Genomic DNA, 14,998 nt, shown 5'->3' on the forward strand with positions numbered 1-14,998 from the left:
GCGGGCTCACACGGGTTCGCCGCGGTACAGCTTCTCGAAGGTGTCGAGGGTCTTCTCGATGTCGTGGATCTCGACGCCGTCGAGCGATGCCTGCTGCATCCGCAGGTACTCCTCGGGCGAGGCCGTGAGCACCAGACGCAGCTTGTCGGCCAGGTCGCCGACGTTGCCCGGCTCGAACAGGTAGCCGTTCTCGCCGTCGTGGACGAGGTGCGGGAGCGCCACCGCGTTCGCGGCCACGATCGGAAGGCCCGATGCCATCGCCTCCATCGTGGCGATCGACTGCAGCTCGGCGACCGACGCGATCGCGAACACGTCCGCCTTCGTGTACGCCGCCCGTAGCTCCTCTTCGGAGGCGCGGCCGTGGAACCTCACCCGATCCGCGATCCCGAGGCGCTGCGCAGCCTGCTCGAGGTTTCGGCGCTGGTCGCCGCCGCCGACGATGTCGAAGGTGATCTCGGGCAGTTCCGGGGCGAGCTTCGCCACTGCGCCGAGAGTGACCTCCACGTGCTTCTCGGTGGTGAGCCGGCCCACGAACAGTACCCGGTGGTGCTTCCGCGGCGTGAGGTCGGGGGTGTAGTTGCGCTTGGCGATGCCGCAGCTGACGGGGATGACGCCCTGGATGTCGATCGTCTTCTCGAGGAACTCGGCCGCGCGGCGCGTGGGCGTGGTGACGGCCCGCGACATCAGGAAGGTGCGCTTGGCGTCGTCCCAGGCGAGCTTCACGACGATCTTGTCGAGCACGGGCGGAAGGGTCGTGAAATCGAGCACGTTCTCCGCCATGACGTGGTTGGTGGCCACGACGGGGATCCCGCGCTGGTGGGCGATGCGGGTCATCCCGCGGCCGATCACGATGTGGGATTGGCTGTGGACGACATCGGGCTGCACCGACGAGAGGATCTTGCGGGCATAGTGCTTGCTCCGCCACGGCCACACGAAGCGCAGCCAGTCGTGCGGGTACCAGCGCCACCCGGGGAGGCGGTGGACGGTGAGGTCCTGGCCCTCGATGTTCTCCGTGAACACGCCGTGGTTGCGGTGCCCGACGCTCGGCGTCACGACGTGCACGTCGTGGCCGCGTTCGGCGAGCCCGGCCGAGAGGCGCTCGGCGAAACGCGCCGCGCCATTGACATCGGGCGCGAACGTGTCGGCGGCCATGACGATGGTCAAGGGAGGTCGATCGCGGAGCACATCGTCGGCAGGCGTCGCGGTTTCGGTCACGGGATACGAGGCCAATCTCTGCGGCTGCGGTGGAACGCGGTCGCGTTCACGCCGCCCAAAGTCTACCGGAGGCCCCTCGACAGACTCGGGTGCGCGCGGAGCGTCGGCTACTTCAGGCCCACTTCGACCACGAGCGGGTTGTGGTCCGAGGGGAGCGGAGCGGCGTACTTGCCGTTGACGATCTTCCCCGCGCTCTCCCACCGGTAGACGACGGAGCGGGACGGGCGCACGATCACCTTGTCCACGTGCGACCCCCACCGGATGCCGACCAGCGGCGTGCGCTGCCAGTCCGGATTCGCGGTGTTGTGGTGCTGCCGCACCAGACGACGCGCCTGATCGAAGCCGTCGTACCAGCCCTTGGCGTTGAGCACCTTCATCGTGTCGTCGTTGGTACGGCCCTTGTGCGTGTTGAAGTCGCCGAGCACCAACACGGGAGCCTTCGTCCAGTCGGTGAGCTTTCCGTGCGACTTCTTGAGGTTCTTGAGGGTCGACGTGATGAAGGAGGGCAGCTTCCCGGCCTCGTACTCGCGCTGAGCAACGGCCTTGGACGAGGTGCCGGCCAAGAGGTGCACGCTGAAGACCACCGCGTACTTCCCGGACTTGTGCTTGACGGCCGCCCACGCGACGCCCCGGCCGGGGGTGGCGACCTTCTTCGCGAAGCGCTTCATCCCGCTCGTCGCTCCCGCGGAGTTCTTCTTGACGGCGGTGAACTGCCCCGAGCGCAGCAGGATGGCGTTCTGCTCCTCGACGGCGAAGCGGTACCCCTTGGGCGCCGTGGAGTAGCGGGAGGCCTCCTGGAGTGCGACGAGGTCGGGCTTGAGCTCGACGATCCGACTGTTGATCGTCTTCTGGCGCTTCGAGAAGTTCGCGCACGCGTACGAGCAGATGTTCCAGCTGACCGCCCGGTATCGGGGCGTCGACGCGGAGAGCTTCGCCTCGCCGACCATGGTGCCGTGCCCCACACGCCACGACTTGGGGCCGGTTCCGCCGTCCGAGACGGCGCGCACCTGCACGTAGTAGTTGCGCCCCTCGAGGAGGCGGGGGATCGTCGCGCGCGAGGATTCGACCGTGACGTTGGGCGTCTGCTTGGCCAGCACCCCGTCGTAGGACGTCGAGGCGAACACCTCGTACTTCTTCGCGCCCGGGACGTCGGCCCAGTCCACGCTCAGGGTGGCGCCGGTCGGAGTCAGGGAGGCGTTGATGAAGGTGACGAGACCCACCGCCGCAGGGCGCGACGGAGCAGCGGCAGCAGTGACGACGGGCGTCGCGGCGAGCAGAGCGGAGGTGAGGAGCACAGCGACGGCCCCCCGGGGGGTGAGGAGGCGCATGGAGGGATGCTAACAGCGAACGTACGCTGGAGGAATGGCACGCCTGGAAGCCGATACCGACCGTTCCCGCTGGGTTCCCGTCACCGGGTCCTTCGGCTTCGCCGGACGCCGCGCGCGCAAGAAGGCGATCCGCATGCTGCTGAGCCAGGCGAATGCGTTGCTGGGCGCCGACGCGCGCCCCGGAAGCTCCGTCGCGGCCTGGGCGATGAGTCAAGCGGCGCCCGCGATCATGCGCAGAGCGGCGGGGCGGATCCTCGTGTGGATGTGGAAAGACGATCCTGAGCTGCTCGTGGTCTTGGCGCAGGTGCAAGAGGCGACGCCGCAGCTGCGCACGGCGCGGGCCATGATGCCCATGGAGTACGACGACACGGAGACCTTCCGGGGCACGTTCCTGGGCGTGGGCGAGAAGCTGCAGCTGCCGTTGCCGCCGCGGCGCCCCGACGGGTCCACGCCTCCCCCGTTCGCCACCTACACGTGGGACACGGGAAGCCACTTCGTGACGGTCACCGCCGTGTGTGCGGACCGGGAACGCTTCGGGACCGTCATCGGCGCGGTCGACGATCTCGCCCGTTCGCTCCGGCTGATCGAGGACGTCCCCTTGTCCGAGTCGCCGTCCACGCTGCGCATCGACCCCGCCTGACCGGGCGCCCGCTCCCTCCCGGCCCGCGCGCTCCCCGGGGACACAACGGCGGACCGGGGAAGGCGACACGCCGCTGCCGCCCTGCCGAGCGCGGCGTGTCGCACGCCTCATCCGCCGTTGTGGCTCACCCCACCGGCCACTCCACTGGCCACCCCGCCAGCCCGACCACCCGACCGCCGGCCGCCCGCTCGGCACAAGCGTCATCACGGGGTGATCGTGTTGCCGCCGCGGCCCGCCGGAGCACGAACGCGGCCCGGACGCGCGATGCCAAGATGAGCTATGGCCCGCCCCTCCTCCTCGTCCCCGCGCGATCCGTCTGCCGCCGCCGGGCGGGACCTTCCGCTCTCACGACGCGCCCTGGCCGACGAGGGGCGCCGGCTCCGTCGCCATCGCCCTCGCCGATCTCTCGGCCTGCTGAGCACGGCCGGACGTGATCCCCTGGCTATCCTCGACGCGCAGAACGCGAACCGCGTCGCCGAGTTGATCCCGGTGCGCACGGAGCGGATGGCGGCGAGCCCGTTCGCCTTCTACCGCGGCACCGCCGCGATCATGGCGGCCGATCTCGCACGCGACCCCGACAGCGGGGTCGAGGTCGCGTCCTGCGGCGACGCGCACGTGGCGAACTTCGGCTTCTTCGCCTCGCCGCAGCGCACCCTGGTGTTCGACCTCAACGACTTCGACGAGGCCGCGTGGTCTCCGTGGGAGTGGGACCTCAAGCGACTCGTGACGAGCCTCGTGATCGCGGGGCAGGCCACGGGGCGCGACGAAGAGATCGTGCGCAGCGCCGTCCGCGCGGCGGTCGGCTCGTACGTGCGGTCGCTCGATGTGTACACCCGGCGGACACCGGTGGGCCGCTACTTCGAGCACTTCGACGCCGACGGCGGCCTCACCCTCGGCGACAAGTCGGGCCGCAGAGTCGTCGCCGATGCGATCCGACACGCGAAGAAGCGCACCGGGGAGCGCGCCGCCCGGAAGCTGACGGTGGCCGACGCCGACGGCCGCTTGCGCTTCATCGAGGCGCCGCCGTCGATGACGCATCTCGACGCAGCCGTCGCCGCGCGCGTGGAGCGGTCGATGTCGGGCTACCTCGACACCACGAACGTCGACATCCGGCTGCTGCTGGAGAACTACGCGGTCTCCGACACGGTTCGTCGTGCCGTCGGTGTCGGAAGCGTCGGAACCCGCTGCTACGTCACGGTCCTCCAAGACGGAGATGGCCGCGCGCTCCTCCTGCAGACGAAGGAGGCAGGGCCCAGTGTGCTCGACGAGTGGGGCAGGCGCCCGCAGCCGGCGCATCTGCGCGAGCTGTGCGAGAGCGGCGGCCAAGGGGCACGAGTGGTCGCCCTGCAGCGGATCCTGCAGGGGGTCTCCGATCCATTCCTCGGGTCGTTTCGGGGCGACACCGGCGACTACTACGTGCGCCAGTTCCGCGACATGAAGGGCGGGATCGAAATCGAGACGCTGGACGACGCCCCGTTCGGCGTCTATGCGCAAGCGTGTGCGACCACCCTCGCTCGCGCGCACAGCCAGTCGCCGCGCGCCGCCATGATCGTGGGATACGTCGGCGGCGGCATACGCCTCGCCGACGCGCTCGAGGACTGGGCGTACGCCTACGCCGACCTCTCCCGCGAGGACCACGCGCGGTTCGTGGCGGCTGCCCGCTGACCGCACCGCACGCGAGCCGCCCCGTGCATAACGGCGGACCAGGCAGCCGACACGCCGCACATCACGCCCGCTCCACCGGCGTGTCGCCCTCCCCATCCGCCGCCGTGCACGCCGCACGCCGGACTCACGCCGCCCGACCGCCCCGGCCCGCGCGCGAGGGCGACCGGAATCAGAGCGCGACGTCGCCCACGAGGTTGACCCGGATGCCCATGCGATCGAACATGGCGGCCTTGGCGGCGAGCGCCTTGTCGGCGGTCTCGGCGTCGGGGGCGTAGACGAGTTGCGCGTGGTTGGCCTTGTGTCGCGCCATGAACTGGTCGCGGCTCACGCCGTGCAGCACCACGTGCGCGATCGGCCACTCCGGGTTGGTCGCGTCCTTGCGGCGCTGCGTCTCGTCGGCCGGGAGCTCGATCACGGAGGCCCGGAAGATGTCGGCCTGCAGCACGCCTTCGGCGATGAACACGCGCGACAGCACCACCTCGCCGGGCTTGCTCACACCGTTGATCGTCGAGCCGCCGGCGGGGAAGAAGACGTGGCCCTGCCGCCAGCCCTCGGCCTTGTCCCAGCCGCCGAGGTGGGAGGCGGGGACGGATCCCGAGATCTCGTACACCCAGACGAAGTCCTCGCCGTACTGCTCGCCCCACCGCACGTCGTGCAGCGTGTTGTCGGGCACGAGGCCCATGGCCCGCCACACGCGGTCGGTGACGAGCGCGTCGACTGCGACCCCCTCGTCGGCCTCGTTGAAGTGCGGGAAGGCACGTCCGGCGAACAGCTCACGCTTCCCGTCGCGCGAGAGCACGGGGGGCCGCTCGGTGGAGTTGAGGATCCCCTCGGCGAGGTCAGACGCCGGCACGAGGTCCTTCAGTCCCTGCTGGTACTGGATGCCGACCGCGTCGAGCCCGAAGTCGTCGGCGATGCGCAGGGCGGCGACGTACATCTTCAGCTGCCACTGCACCTGCTCCCGCGTGAGCTCGGTGGCGGGATCCTCGCCGTAACGGAAGGTCATGCCGCGGCCGGTCAGCCAGTCGTAGGCCGCGTCGGCCTCCTCCTCGGTCACGTTCAGCATCTCGGCGTACAGCGCCGACTGCGACAGCCGTTCCTTGTAGATGCCCGTCTGGTTGAGCAGCTCGTCGTCGAAAATGGCGTTGTACATGCCCATGCAGCCCTCGTCGAAGACACCGATGATCGCCTTCTCCGCCAGGAGCTGGTCGCCCAGCGCTCGCCCGAGCGCCACCTCCGGGGTGTCCGGCAGCTCCGGAAGCGAGCGCACGTGCGACGCGTCATGCGTGATGCGGCCCGTCTCGGTCCACTCGCGCAGACCCTCGCGGGCCCAGTCGTCGGTGAAGTCGACCGACCAGATGGTCGCGTAGTCCGTGCCCATCTTGGTCATGCCGGCGTTCAGGCCGAGCAATCCCACCAGGCCCGGCCAGTCCCCCGCGAAGTTCGCGACGGTGAGGATCGGCCCCCGGTGGGTGCGCAGTCCCGCAAGGACGTGGTGGGAGTACTGCCAGACCGCCTCGGCGACGATGAGGGGAGCATCGGCGGGGATGCTCGTGAACACCTCGAGGCCCATGCGCTGGCTGGAGATGAAGCCGTGGCCGGTCTCGGGGTTCACGCCGTTGGCGCGCACCACCGTCCACCCGAGCTCCTCGAGGACGCGGGTGACCGCGGCTTCGAGCTCGACCTGCGTCGGCCAGCCGGCGGCATTGGCCGACTCGCGCAGGTCTCCGGAGGCGATCAGGTACGCCGTCTTCGGCGCGAGGGCGGGGCGCTCGGTGGGAGCGGGAAGGACGTAGGTCATGGTGTCTCCTGTGGTGTGAGGCGTGCGGGCGGGGTGGCGGGCGGTGCCGGGACGGGCACCGGTTCTCCCCGCAGGAGGAGCCGGTCGACGTGCAGCACGCCGCCGTCGACGTGGAGCGTCAGGGTGTCCTCGTCGATGACGGCGCGGCCCCAGGCCGTGTCGGTGGTGAAGAGGTAGCTGCCATCGCGGATCGGATCGAACGAGAGCGTGCGCGTGGGGGCGTCCCACTGCGCACCGCTGGCGGCGAGGAGGAGCCCCCACGAGGCGAGGGAGCGGGCGTAGTGATTGCCGCACTCGATCTCGTTCCAGGGGTTGCGGACCGCGCCGTCGTAGCGCGACCGGAGGGCGGCTTCCACGCGCAGGGCGTCGTCGACGAGCCCCGCGTACGCGAGCGAGGTGGCCACCTGGTGCTCGACCCCCGTCCACACCTCGTCGGAGTAGACGAAGGGGATCGCGGGGCGACCTCCCCGCGGCCAGGACGCGAGGAGGAGCCCGCCCTCGTGACCGAGCGCATACACCCGCTGAGTGCTCTCGTGATCGGTCAGGTCGGAGCGGAAGTTGTGCGCCACGACGGCGCCGAGAGCGCTGCGCACCCGGTCGGGCGGCAGGATGTCGCCGAGCCCGTTCAGGCGCGCGTGGAACTGCCCGAGCAGTTGGTCGGAGAGAACGCCGTCGCCGTACTGATAGCGGTGGGCGTCGACGTCGTCGATCACCTGCCGGTAGTACTCCCCGTTCCACAGCCGCTCATCCATCGCCGCCGCGGCGGCCGATGCGCGAGCCTCCCACTCTCGCGCCCGCTCGTGCTCGCCCAGGTGCGCGGCCATCCGCGCCCCCGCGCGGAGGGCCGCGATGAACATGCCGTTCGCGAGCGGTTCCGTGCCGTGGAACTCGATGTCGTACGTGTTGTGGAGCTCGCCGCTGAGGAGAGCATCTCCCCGCGCCCATTCCCGGACCGCGTGGTCGAGCGTGCGCGCAGCGGCCGGCCACGACTCCCGGAGGAAGTCGTCGTCGCCCGAGAACCGCCATTCGCGGTGCAGGCGCAGGAACGTGCCGAGCTGTCCGTCGACGGCCGGCCCCATGAACCATGCCGGGCCCCCGAACACCCGGTTGGAGCGGAACTTCTGGGCACCGTCGTCGTCGGTCTCGAGGAGGAACTCCACCCGGCGGGCGCTGCGCTCCAGCGAGGGGAAGAGCCAGGCGACCGTCTGCGCGTACGACCAGACGTGCGTGCAGGTACCCTCGCACGATCCGGCGTGGTCGAACGATCCCTCCCACGCCGCGAACACCGGGCCGTCGCCGAGTTCCGGGGTGGGGCCGTCGACCACGAAGGCGGTGGTCGAGCGCACGGTGGCGATGTTCGCCCCCACCGCGTCGGCGAACACGGGATCCAGATCGCCTCCGTAGAGGGCCTCCACGAAGGCATCGGTCGCCGCCTCCAGTGCCGGGAGGTGGCGATGCAGGTGTGCACCGGCTGCCCAGGCGTCCTCCCACAGCGTCGCGTAGTGGTTGCGCACCGTCTGGTCGAGATGCGGATCGGCGAACACGATGTGCCCCGCCCAGCCGCGCCGACGATTCGGGAAGCTCCACGAGAGGACGAAGGAGAAGTCGCGGGACTCGCCGGGCGCGAGCTCGTGGACGATGCCGAGGCTCCCGGTCCGCAGGCGCGGGAGCGTCGCGAACAGCTCCTCATCGGTGAGGGGGCGGCCTTCGGGCGGCGCCGACTCGGCGAACAGTCCCCGTGGACGGTCCTCGAGGGTCAGCCGCGGTTCGGGGCTCAGCAATCCGTCGTCGCGGAAGTCGTTCCAGAACAGGCGCGGACCGTCGGGCCAGAACCCGGTCACCCATTGCGGCTTCGCGGTCGTGTCGGGATCGGTCGTGGTGAGACTCAGCGTCCCATAGCCCGGGTCGTCGACAGGGAGGTCGATGCCGAAGTCGAGCCCGCGAACGGTCGGGCCGTCACCGGGCCGCTCCTCCCGCCACCGCACGGTCTGCGCAGCGCGCATGCCGAACGGACCCTCGCCGCGGCCCGCGGTGTGCGACAGGGATCCCGCGATCGTGACCCGCACCGGCACCGCGGCGGGATTGGTGACGCGGTATCGCAGCACGGCCGCAGGGATGCCCGAGGCGTCGGCGTCGAGCGGGACGAGGGGGGTGAACGCGTGCAGCGAGACCTCGACGGGAAGCACGTCGTCGTGGAAGTCGATGTCGACGACGGGATACTCTCCGTAGAGCGTGGCGCCGGACAGTCGTGGCAGCCCCGCGAGGCGGTCGAACCCGTAACCCGCGTCCCAGTCGTGCCGGCCGGTGACCTGCGCCTCCAGCACGCGGGTCACGGCCTCGCCGCCCTCCGGTGCCGCGTGGACGGCGAAGAAGGAGTACGGATTCAGCCGCCCCTTGTCGGGCAGGTTCTCCAGCTCCCAGTCGCGCAGCTCCCCCCGTGCGCCGATCGACACGTTCCCCGTGCCGATCCCGCCGAGCGGGAACGCGGCCCGCTCAGCGGTGTGGGGAATCCCGCGGGCTCGGCGGATGCGGGCGGTCATGAGCTCTCCTGAGAAGCCGTGGCGTGCTGGCGGTCGGCGAGGGAGTGGACGATGTCCTTCGTCCCGGCGTACAGCCGCACGTACAGGTCGAACAGGGCGTCGTAGTCGGCCGAGGCGTCGGAGTCCGGAGTGACGGTGGAGGCGACGGGGTTCCACTCCTCGATGCGCGGCGGCTCGGGACTCACGGCGCTCGCCGCGAGGAAGGCCGCGCCGTAGCTCGCCCCGACCGTCACGCGCGGCACCTCTTGCACGAGACCCGTCGCATCCGAGACGATCTGCAGCCACAGCGCACCCTGAGTCCCGCCGCCGACGGCGACGACGCGACGGATGTCCGCTCCCGCGTCGCGCATCGTGGCGACGTTGTGCCGGATGCCGAGGGCCGTCGCCTCCAGGACCGCACGATAGAGGTCGCCGCGGCCGTGACTGAGAGTGAGTCCGGCGAACACTCCGCGCGCGTCGGGGTCGAGGATCGGAGTGCGCTCGCCGGCGAAGTACGGGAGCGCGAGCAGCCCACGCGCCCCCACCCCCGAGGCGGTCGCCTCTTTCAGAAGGGTGGCGTAGTCGGCGCCCGAGAGCTCGGCGATCCAGGACGTCAGCGCCCCCGAGGTCGCCAGCCCTCCCGCGAGGTTGCGCGTACCGGGGTAGGCGCCCGCCGTCGTCCACATCGAGGGCGTCCGCAACGTCTCCGTCCCCGTGGCGATGAGGAACATCGTGGTGCCGTACATCAGCATGAGATCACCCGGACCGTGCGCGCCGACGCTCACCGCTTCGCTCCAGGCATCGATCGTGCCGACGGTCACGGGGGTGCCGGCGGGAAGGCCGGTCGCCTCTGCCGCGTCGGTCGTGACGGTGCCGGCCACCTCCGACGCCCAGCCGAGGCGGGGGCGTTGGATGCCGGGCGCGTACCGGTCCCACCAGTCCTCGCGCCAGCCTTCGCGCTCGATGTCGTAGAGGGGCCAGCTCTGGCTGGCCGACTGGTGGTCGAGCACATACGCGCCGGTGAGGCGCCGCACGAGCCAGGACGCCGGCATGAACAGGCGCCGGGCCCGGGCGAAGGCGGCGGGTTCCTCGTCGGCGATCCAGAGCATCTTCGGCCCCGCCGCCTGGGTGGACAGAGGCGAGCCGCCCACCCGCACGATCTCGTCGGCGCCGAGCTCACGGGTCATGCGGGCGATCTGGGAGCCTGCGCGCGTGTCCACGCCGTAGAGGATCGCCGGGCGCACGGGGACGTCGTCGGCGTCGGCGAGGAGCACGCAGGGCCCCATGCCGCTGACGCCGACGGCCGTGATGCGAACGTCGGGACGCGCGGCGCAGACCTCACGGGTGAGGGCGACGAACTCGTCCCACCACACCCCGGCGTCCATCTCCACCCAGCCGGGGCGTGGGCGGTCCACGCCGTGGGCACGCGAGGCCGACGCGACGATCGTTCCGGCCTCGTCGACGAGCACGGCCTTGGTGCTCGAGGTGCCGATGTCGACGCCGAGCGTGCAGAACAAGGACACGGCATCCCCTTCGATCCGTCTGACGATCTGAACGAGGCAACTCTAGACGAAATCGATTTCATCTACAACCGCACGAAGCGGAGATCGAGTGCCGCCGCCGTCAGTTCGCGTCGACGAGTCGCGCGGGCTGCATCTCGTTGCGGAGGACCACGGTGCGCGCCGGCTGATCGTCGCCGGCGATCCGCTCCAGAAGCAGCTTCGCCGCCGTCACTCCCATGTGCCGCGCGGGAAGGCGCACCACGGTGACGGCCGACGGCGACAGGGTCGTGTAGGGCAGCGAGCCCACGACCGCGACGCCGATCTTCGGTGGAGTGAGCCCGTGCTCGGTGAGCACCTGGATGGCGCCGACGCCCAGGAGGTTGTTGGCCGCGACGATCGCGTCGGGCGGCTCGGGGAGAGCAAGGAGCTCCTCCATCACCGCACGGCCCCCGTCGACGCGGAAGCTCGAGTACCGCAGCAGCTCAGTGGGATCGGCCTCGGGGAAGCTCCGAGCGATGACGGCCTGCCACCCCTGGGCCCGCTCGTACGCCGTCTCGATCTCTTGCGGACCCGTGATGCACGCAATCCGTCGATACCCCGCCTGCACGAGGTTCTCGGTCGCCGCCTGTCCCGCGGTGCGGTTGGCCATGACCACGCCGTCGATGTCGTAGCCCGTGCCGCGGTCGACGGCTACGACCGGACGGCCGGCGGCCAGGAGGTCGTCGAGGTTCGTGTGGTCGCTCGCGGCGGCGAGGATGACCCCCGCCATGTGCTCCGAGATCGCGATCTGGAGGTAGGTGGCCTCCTTCTCCAGCTGTGAGTCGGTGTTGCAGAGCACGACCGAGTAGCCCGCGCTCTGCGCGACGTCCTCCACGCCCCGGGCCAGCTCGGTGAAGTACGGGTTCTCGATGTCGGGGATCACGAGGGCGATGACCTCGGACTCCTGCTTGCGCAGGGTGCGCGCGGTCCGGTTCGGCGAGAATTTCAGCTGACGCGCGGCTTCGCGCACAGCGCGCGTCTTCTCCTCCGAGACGCCCATTCCGTTGAAGACCCGGGACACGGTCGCCGGAGACACCCCGGCGGCGCGCGCGACTTCGTAGATCGTGGCCATCTCACCCACCTGCACCCTGCGCCGGCCCGCGTTGACATTGCCGGTCAGGCCACCCTACAGTGTGCTGCAACACTGTTGAAATCGATTCCAGATATTGTGGCGGCTCGACCGGTGCCTGATCGTGGAATCCCACCCGCTTCGCAACAAGGATGTGCCCGCCATGACGACGACACCGAACTCCGATCTCTCCTCGCTCTCGGCCCTCCGAACGGTGCAGACCCGCTCGATCTCGCCCGAGAACTTCGACGGCTCCGCGGGCGGCGGCGGGCGTGCGACCGAGGGCACCGGAGCCTCGTGCGCACGCGACCTCGGCCCCGGGTGGAAGATCTCCCCCAGCGTCGACATCAAGGCCGGTGAGACCTTCGAGCTCGCCAACATCGTCGGCGGCGGGAAGATCACCCACATCTGGATCACGACCCACACCGACAACTGGCGCACCCTGCTGTTGCGCGCCTATTGGGACGGCGCGGAGGAGCCGGCCGTCGAAGTGCCCTACGGCGACTTCTTCTGCAACGGCTGGGGCGTCTTCGCGCAGGTGAACTCGCAGACCATCGCCGCCAACCCCCACGGCGGGTTCAACTCGTACTGGCCGATGCCGTTCCGCACCGGGGCACGACTCACCGTGGAGAACACGTCGGTGGTCGATGTCCGCGTCTACTACCAGGTCACGTACGAGACCGGCGGCGATTACACGAACGACGGCTACTTCCACGCGCAGTGGCGGCGCTCGAACCCGCTGGAGGAGCTCGTCCCCCACACGATCATCGAGGGCGTCGAAGGCCAGGGACAGTACGTCGGCACCTACATCGCCTGGGGGGTCAACTCCAACGGGTGGTGGGGCGAGGGCGAGATCAAGTTCTATCTCGACGACGACACCGACTACCCGACCATCTGCGGCACGGGCACCGAGGACTACTTCGGCGGCGCGTGGAACTTCGACATCCCCGGCAAGGGCTACACCGAGTTCTCCACCCCCTACCTGGGCATGCCCCAGGTGATCCGTCCCGACGGACTGTACGTGTCACAACAGCGGTTCGGGATGTACCGGTGGCACCTGCTGGATCCGATCCACTTCGCGACCGGCCTGCCCAAGGTCGACATCCAGGCGCTCGGGTGGCGCAGCGGCTGGCGATACCTGCCGCTGCGCGACGACATCGCCTCCACGGCCCTGTTCTACCTCGACCGCCCCACGGCGCGGCGACCGAAGACTCCGACGGCCGACGATCTGGAGGTTCACCTAGGAACCGCTCCGGTTCCCGACATCGGAGCCACTCCCCCGCGCGCCCCGCAGGACTGAGCGGTCCCGCGTCCCGGACTCTCCCGACCGATCAGACGATGCGCACCCGGCGCTTCCCGCAGGAGGGGGCCGAGGTGTGTCAGTAGTGCCCGGGGCGCCCGCCGCGGCGCCACCGGGATCGACCGTGCCCGCCGCCCGGCGGGGCGACACCAGAAGGAGAGTGCAATGACGCACCACAGAAGATGGATCGGGGCCGCCGCGATCGGGGGACTCGTGCTGGCGGCGAGCGTGACGGCCGCCGGGCCCGCGCTGGCCACGCAGGCCCGGACGCCTGCGACGATCGTCGAGAAGATGACCGGTCCCGACGCCCCCAACAACACGTGGGGCCGGTGGGACATCAAGGGCACCGACCTCGGGATCATGTGGGACAACGGCGCCGGTTCGGTGCTCGCCGCGTTCGGCGACACCTTCGGCAACGCGTGGACCGGTCCCGGCGGCGGAGCTCCGGCCAACGGGCACTGGCGCAGCAACGTGCTGCTCCGCTCGAGTGACCGCACCCTCGCCGACGGCATGCTGTTCGAGAGCGCGCCGCAGACCCCGTCCGGCGCGGCGAAGGAGATCATCCCGTCGAAGAAGGTCAACGGCGACGAGATGACGACGATCCCGACGGCGGGGATCTCGGTGAAGGGGCGTCAGTACCTGTCGTTCATGTCGGTGAAGCAGTGGGGCGCCCCCGGCTACTGGGACACCAACTACGCGGGAATCGCGTACTCCGACGACAACGGCGAGAACTGGACGGTCTCCGACACCCGTTGGCAGAACAACGCCGCCGGCGACGACCCGTTCCAGATGCAGGCGTATGCGCGCAAGGGTGGATACGTCTACGTGTTCGGGACCCAGAACGGACGCAACGGCCCCGCTTCACTCGCCCGCGTTCCCGAACGCAAGCTGCTCGACAAGAAGTCGTACCGCTACTGGAACGGGCGGTCCTGGAGCCCCCGCGAGGCCGATGCCCGGCCGATCATCGACGCGCCCGTGAGCGAGCTGTCGGTGCAGTACGACAGCTACAGCAAGCGGTTCCTGCTCATGACGCTGTCGGGGGAGGACATCATCTTGCGCACCGCCAAGAGTCCGCAAGGTCCGTGGACCGCGCCGCAGACGGTCGCGAGCTCCGCGGACTATCCGGGCCTGTACGGCGGGTACTTCCACCCGTGGAGCTCGAACGGCGAGCTGTACTTCGCGATGTCGCAGTGGAGCCCGTACAACGTGTACCTCATGCGGATGCAGATCGACCGCAGCGGCCGCATCGTCAATCCGAACCTCGTCACCAACCCCAGCTTCGAGCGGCCCGACGCGATCGGAGACGGCACCGGCGGCACGTGGGCATGCTCACCGAACTGCGGGATCGACGAGGCGCCGGCGAGCTCCTTCAGCGGCGACCACAACGCCTTCGTCCGCTACAACAGCGGATGGCGCAACATCTGGCAGAACGTGGCGGTGAGCCCGAAGACGAACTATCGCCTCACGGGATGGGTACGCACGTCGGTCAACAGCGATGCCGGCTTCTTCGGGGTGAGGTCGACCGGCGGCGAAGTGATCTCCGAGGCGAACTTCGTCTCGGTCGGGCCCTGGACCAAGCTTACGGTCGACTTCTCGAGCGGGTCGCGAGACACGGTGCAGGTGTTCGCCGGGGTCTGGACCAACAGCGGTGACATCTGGCTGCAGGTGGACGACGTGGCCGTCATCCGGCGCTGAGCCACTCCCCGCCGGGTGCCCGGAGCACCGTCTCCGGAGCGCGGTCTCCGGAGCACGACGGCGGATCAGACACGCGACACCCCGGTGGAACCAGCCGTCCACCGGGGTGTCGCCCTGCCCGGTCCGCCGTTGTGTCCGTTGCCGGGCGGGGCGGGGCCGGCTGGGGGCGGGGCCGGGCCGGCTGGGTGCGGGGCGGGCCGGCTGGGTGCGGGCGTCTGGTGCGGC

10 protein-coding genes are annotated in these 14,998 nt (G+C 70.1%); 4 read left to right on the plus strand and 6 right to left on the minus strand.

What is annotated here, in order from left to right; genetic code table 11:
• Window positions 1-6: 6 nt before the first annotated feature.
• The gene (locus QM591_RS01260; RefSeq protein ID WP_415128784.1) at window positions 7-1,215 is read right to left on the minus strand and encodes a glycosyltransferase; all 1,209 of its coding nucleotides are present in this window, start codon (window positions 1,213-1,215) and stop codon (window positions 7-9) included.
• Window positions 1,216-1,322: 107 nt separating this feature from the next.
• Window positions 1,323-2,543 carry an endonuclease/exonuclease/phosphatase family protein gene (locus QM591_RS01265; RefSeq protein ID WP_415128786.1) on the minus strand — a complete coding sequence of 407 codons (1,221 nt, stop codon included), beginning with the start codon at window positions 2,541-2,543 and terminating at the stop codon, window positions 1,323-1,325.
• Between the two features lie 34 nt (window positions 2,544-2,577).
• Between QM591_RS01265 and QM591_RS01270 the strand changes: the two genes are divergently transcribed.
• On the plus strand, window positions 2,578-3,183 hold the full coding sequence (locus tag QM591_RS01270) for a hypothetical protein (RefSeq protein ID WP_415128788.1): 606 nt from the start codon (window positions 2,578-2,580) through the stop codon (window positions 3,181-3,183).
• Window positions 3,184-3,462: 279 nt separating this feature from the next.
• The gene (locus QM591_RS01275) at window positions 3,463-4,848 is read left to right on the plus strand and encodes a DUF2252 domain-containing protein (protein WP_415128790.1); all 1,386 of its coding nucleotides are present in this window, start codon (window positions 3,463-3,465) and stop codon (window positions 4,846-4,848) included.
• A 169-nt stretch (window positions 4,849-5,017) separates the two neighbouring features.
• Here QM591_RS01275 and QM591_RS01280 read toward each other — a convergent pair whose 3' ends face one another.
• The 4 genes from QM591_RS01280 to QM591_RS01295 all read right to left on the minus strand — a co-directional run bounded on the left by QM591_RS01280 (window position 5,018) and on the right by QM591_RS01295 (window position 11,781).
• On the minus strand, window positions 5,018-6,649 hold the full coding sequence (locus QM591_RS01280; protein ID WP_415128792.1) for a fucose isomerase: 1,632 nt from the start codon (window positions 6,647-6,649) through the stop codon (window positions 5,018-5,020).
• Window positions 6,646-9,189, minus strand: a complete 2,544-nt coding sequence (locus QM591_RS01285) for a GH116 family glycosyl-hydrolase (RefSeq protein WP_415128794.1) — start codon at window positions 9,187-9,189, stop codon at window positions 6,646-6,648. The genes QM591_RS01280 and QM591_RS01285 overlap by 4 nt, the downstream gene beginning before the upstream one ends.
• Window positions 9,186-10,691: an FGGY-family carbohydrate kinase gene (locus QM591_RS01290; RefSeq protein ID WP_415128796.1), complete on the minus strand. Its 1,506-nt coding sequence runs from the start codon at window positions 10,689-10,691 to the stop codon at window positions 9,186-9,188. The genes QM591_RS01285 and QM591_RS01290 overlap by 4 nt, the downstream gene beginning before the upstream one ends.
• Before the next feature lie 100 nt (window positions 10,692-10,791).
• A complete protein-coding gene (locus QM591_RS01295) occupies window positions 10,792-11,781 on the minus strand; it encodes a LacI family DNA-binding transcriptional regulator (protein WP_415128798.1) in 990 nt (329 codons plus the stop codon).
• A 160-nt stretch (window positions 11,782-11,941) separates the two neighbouring features.
• Here QM591_RS01295 and QM591_RS01300 point away from each other — a divergent pair, with 160 nt between their 5' ends.
• Together QM591_RS01300 and QM591_RS01305 are read left to right on the plus strand one after the other, a co-directional pair.
• Window positions 11,942-13,078, plus strand: coding sequence for a glycoside hydrolase family 172 protein (locus tag QM591_RS01300; protein ID WP_415128800.1), 1,137 nt, complete (start codon window positions 11,942-11,944; stop codon window positions 13,076-13,078).
• A gap of 165 nt (window positions 13,079-13,243) precedes the next feature.
• A complete protein-coding gene (locus QM591_RS01305) occupies window positions 13,244-14,773 on the plus strand; it encodes a DUF4185 domain-containing protein (protein ID WP_415128802.1) in 1,530 nt (509 codons plus the stop codon).
• Window positions 14,774-14,998: the final 225 nt, after the last annotated feature.

This window comes from Microbacterium sp. (assembly GCF_047607225.1).
GTDB lineage: Bacteria > Actinomycetota > Actinomycetes > Actinomycetales > Microbacteriaceae > Microbacterium.